The 4,142-nt window shown below is 68.0% G+C and carries 5 protein-coding genes; 4 read left to right on the top strand and 1 reads right to left on the bottom strand.

Annotation, left to right across the window (positions count from 1 at the left end):
• Positions 1-94 precede the first annotated feature (94 nt).
• Positions 95-1,036 carry an NAD-dependent epimerase/dehydratase family protein gene (locus EB084_20945; protein ID NDD30735.1) on the bottom strand — a complete coding sequence of 314 codons (942 nt, stop codon included), beginning with the start codon at positions 1,034-1,036 and terminating at the stop codon, positions 95-97.
• Between the two features lie 215 nt (positions 1,037-1,251).
• Here EB084_20945 and EB084_20950 point away from each other — a divergent pair, with 215 nt between their 5' ends.
• From EB084_20950 to EB084_20965, 4 genes are all read left to right on the top strand, one after another.
• A complete protein-coding gene (locus EB084_20950; protein NDD30736.1) occupies positions 1,252-2,553 on the top strand; it encodes a hypothetical protein in 1,302 nt (433 codons plus the stop codon).
• A 43-nt stretch (positions 2,554-2,596) separates the two neighbouring features.
• The gene (locus EB084_20955) at positions 2,597-3,124 is read left to right on the top strand and encodes a hypothetical protein (protein NDD30737.1); all 528 of its coding nucleotides are present in this window, start codon (positions 2,597-2,599) and stop codon (positions 3,122-3,124) included.
• Positions 3,125-3,164: 40 nt separating this feature from the next.
• Positions 3,165-3,395, top strand: a complete 231-nt coding sequence (locus tag EB084_20960; GenBank protein ID NDD30738.1) for a hypothetical protein — start codon at positions 3,165-3,167, stop codon at positions 3,393-3,395.
• 1 nt (position 3,396) lies between these two features.
• Positions 3,397-4,142 (top strand): hypothetical protein (locus EB084_20965; protein ID NDD30739.1); only part of this gene is annotated, 746 nt, incomplete at its 3' end.

A 4,142-nucleotide genomic window follows, 5' to 3' on the forward strand; every position in this document is an offset into this window, starting at 1 on the left:
CTCGCAGCGGCTCTTTTGCTTTACAGGGGTCTGGCTCGACGCCCGCTCATGCAGGTGCGCAGTAAACGCTGCCGCGGTGACACCCAGGGCTCTTCTACACGCTCACCCCGGGCAGCGGCAGGGTGCGATACCAGTCGACCGTGGCCCGCAGGCCGTCCTCGAGCGAGGTGGCGCACGAGAAGCCGAAGGCGCGCAGGCGCGAGATGTCGGCGGTGGAATGGGCGATGTCGCCCGCGCGCGAGGGGGCGTGCACGATTCGCGAGCGGCTGTCGACCAGAGCCAGCACGACGCGCGCGAGATCGACCACCGACGTCGCTCGCCCGTGCCCGACGTTGCACGGCCCGACCAGGTCCGGCGTCTCCGCCGCGAGCACGTTGGCGGCCACCGCGTCGCCCACATAGACGAAATCGCGGGTCTGCGAGCCATCGCCGTGAACGATGAGGTCATCGCCCCGCAGCGCGCGCTCGATGAAGGTGGGGATCACCGCCGAGTAGGGGGAGCGCGTGTCCTGGCGGGGGCCGAACACGTTGAAATACCGCAGGCTGACGGTCTGCAGGCCGTGCTCGCGCCGATACATCTCGAGATACAGCTCGCCGTCGAGCTTCGTGATGCCGTAGGGGCTGATGGGGCGCACCGGCATGCCCTCGCCGCAGAGGCCCCCCTCTTCGTTTCCATACACCGCGGCCGTCGACGACAGCACGACCTTGCGCGCCCCCGCCCGTCGGGCGGCCTCGAGCACGTTCAGGGTGCCGTGCACGTTCACGTCGACGCACCGCGCGGGATCTTGCATCGATTCGACCACGCTCACCATGGCCGCCAGGTGGAACACGTAGTCGACCCCTTCGGCGGCGCGCGTGACGAGGGCGCGATCGAGAATGGAGCCCTCGAACACCTCGATGCCCTCACCCTCGACATTGGCCCGATGGCCCGTGCGGAAGTCATCGAGGACGGCCACCTGGGCCCCTCGCTCCTTCCAGTGGCGCGCGATGTGGCTGCCGATGAAGCCCGCGCCTCCGGTCACCAGGACGCGCGTCATGAGAGGCTCATGCGCCCACGATGATCGGCAGGGCGCAACCGTACGGTGTTCACGGCGGAGTGTTGGCCGACACGACCTGGCCTTCCTGCGACGACATTTTCAGAAGTCTTCGAGACGCTGTGGCTACCCTCCGTCACGGCCCCACGCGCCGGTGCCCCCGCATCACGCGCGAAGGCCGCATCGATAGAACTGCCCCCAAAAGAAGGAGCGCTCCCGTGAACGCCATCCTCCCCGCCTCGGCACGCATCGCCCAGATCGCTCATGACGGATTGAAGCGCCAAGGCGGCCAGACCTTCGAGAATGCCCGAACCGTGGGCGACCAGGCGCTCGCAGCCATCGTGAGCGAAGCCGGCGCCACCCCCGAAGCCGTCTACGCGGCCGCCGCCCGCGCCGCCTCGACACAGCGCCTCTATCACCAGAGCGCGTATGCCACCCAGAACATCGCCCTGACCACCCTGGCCAGCGGCATCAACGGCCCTCTCGGCCCCGCGCTGGCCTCTCTTGGAAGCCAGGCCATCCACAAGACGGTCTGGCACGAGTCGAGCCTGGCCTACGCCGACGGCCGCCACATCGGCGCACGACTTCTCGACGCCATCCGCGACAACGGGGTCTCCGGTGCCGAGACCGCCCTGGCCAGCGCGGCCCGCGATGCCATCGCGCCCTATCTGTACAACCAATCAGCCTTTCAGGTCGAGGCCGAGGCCTTCGCGCGGCTCTCATCGAATGTGCAGGGCGCCGATGTGGTGACGACCCTGGCTGAGTTCGGACGGGCAGCGCGCATGAAATGCGTCGACAATGAGAATGCCCGGACCGTGGCGACGCCCATTCTCGCGGCCATCGAGAAGACGAGTGACACCCGCGCCGTGGCCATCGCCGAGGTGGCCCGTCGCGCCGCCGCAGTGAAGCTGCGCCCCAAAACCGCCTCGCTGGCGCAAGACGCGGGCTTTGCAAGAATCCTCACCCCCCGGGGCGCCACGCTCGAGAGCGACCTCGCCGCCCTGGGGACCGCCGCGCTCAACGGCTGCGAGGATGCCGAAGAGCAGCGCGGCCTGGGGCACGAAGTGCTGCGTGGCATCGCGCAACACGCGACCTCTTACACTGCCCGCCAGGTGGCGCGGGTGGCCAACGAAGCCACCAGCCAGTACCTGTACAACCGAAGCGCGGCAGCCGTGCACCTCGACGCGTTTCGCCTCATCGCCGGTGCCAGCGCCACAAGCGAGCCGCTGCACCTGCTGGCCGAACTGGGGAAAAGCGCCATTGCCCGCACGGAGTCGCCAGAGGACGGCCGGCGCATGGCCCAGAGCGTTCTCGGCGCCATCGCGATCCGAGAGACCGACCCCGTTCGAGCGGCGGTGGCACAGGCCGCGCAGGCCCAGACGAAAGGCGCTTCTCGAGACGAGCTGGCGACCGGTGTGCAGCGCTTCGCCCTCGACTGGCTGCGACAGAGCGCGGTGACCGGCGCCTCCGTGCAGCCCGCCGACCCGGCGCAGACCGATCCGTACGCACCTCTCGCATGAGATCGGCCTGCGCATCGGAGAGGCCACCGCAAAGCAGGCAGAGATGTCGACGCTTGCCAGTCAGTTCAATCCCCTGGTCGATGCAGATCAGCGACTGCTCAAGCACGCTTCCCTTACGCGAAAGGTGCTCTACGCTGGACTCGCAACGGCTGGCGCAGGATCACTGCTCGCCGCCGCACTCCCCGCGGGGGTCGGCTCCGCCCTCGTCGTCGGCGGCATTGTCGCCACGATGGGGTGCATTCTGAGCGGCAGGTCCATCGAGCGCCGCCACCAGGACGTCATTCATCAGTACTGGCCCCTGCGCAACCGCCATGACCAGCTCGAAGCCGAGCGACACGTGATCGACGCGGCCGTGTCGGCGGCGCGCGCGGTGCAGGCACAGGCTGAAGAGGCGGTGAAGGCCGACGGCGGCTCCCTCGAGGTGCTGAAGATGTCGGAGGCCCTGGCCGAGAAGCCCATCACCCCTCCCCCCGTTGTGACAGTGACCGACGAAGCGGTGACCATCGGCGGCGTTCGCGTGAGGCGATCGCACACACGGCCCGAGCAGGGACCTTCTCCCAGCGGTTCGTAACTCTCAAGAATCGCATTGAGAACCCTGGAGACACAGCCCCTTGCCCCCTGAAACCGCACCCGAGACCCCATCGCTCTGGGAGCGCTGGAAGATCATCGCGGCCCGCGCCGCCACCTTTCAGGCGCGCGTGCTGCTGACCGTGTTCTACTACACGGTGGTGCCGCTCTTCGCCCTCGCCGTTCGCGCCCTGAGCGACCCTCTGGGGCTGTCGCCCGACAAGGGCGGTCGCTGGACACCCATCGGCAAGGTCGACCCATGGTCGCAGCACTGAGGTGAACGTTCTCGGCATCTCGTGCTTCTACCACGACGCCGCCGCCGCGCTCATCGTCGACGGCGCCCTGGTGGCCGCCTCCGAAGAGGAGCGCTTCTCCCGGGTCAAGCACGACTACGAGTTTCCCCAGCGCGCCATCGACTTCTGCCTGCGCACCGCCGGCCTCTCGGCCGCCGATCTCGACCTCGTGGTGTTCTACGAGAAGCCGTTCTGGAAGCTCGACCGCATCCTCATGTCGGCGCTGCAGACCTTCCCCCGCTCGATGGCCGCCTTTCGCGAAGGCATGCTGGTGTGGCTGCTCGACAAGCTCTGGGTGCGCGACGTCATCGCCGAGCGCCTCGGCATCTCGCGCAAGAAGGTGGCGTTCTCGGCCCACCACCTCTCGCACGCGTCGAGCGCGTACCACTGCTCGGGGTTCGACAAGGCCGCCGTGCTCACCGTCGACGGCGTGGGCGAGTGGGCCAGCGGCACCCGCGGCGTGGCTTTCGACACCACGATAGAGCTGCAGGAGAAGATGTCGTACCCGCACTCGGTGGGGCTTCTCTACAGCGCGTTCACCGCATTTCTCGGCTTTCAGGTGAACGAGGGCGAGTACAAGGTCATGGGCATGGCGCCCTACGGCAACCCGCGCTTCGTCGATCTCATCTTCGACAAGCTGGTGAAGCTGCGCGACGACGGCTCGTTCTGGCTCGACATGCAGTACTTCGCCTACCACTACTCGGCCTACCACTCGTTCAACGCGCGCTT

It is taken from the genome of Pseudomonadota bacterium (assembly GCA_010028905.1).
Lineage (GTDB): Bacteria > Vulcanimicrobiota > Xenobia > RGZZ01 > RGZZ01 > RGZZ01.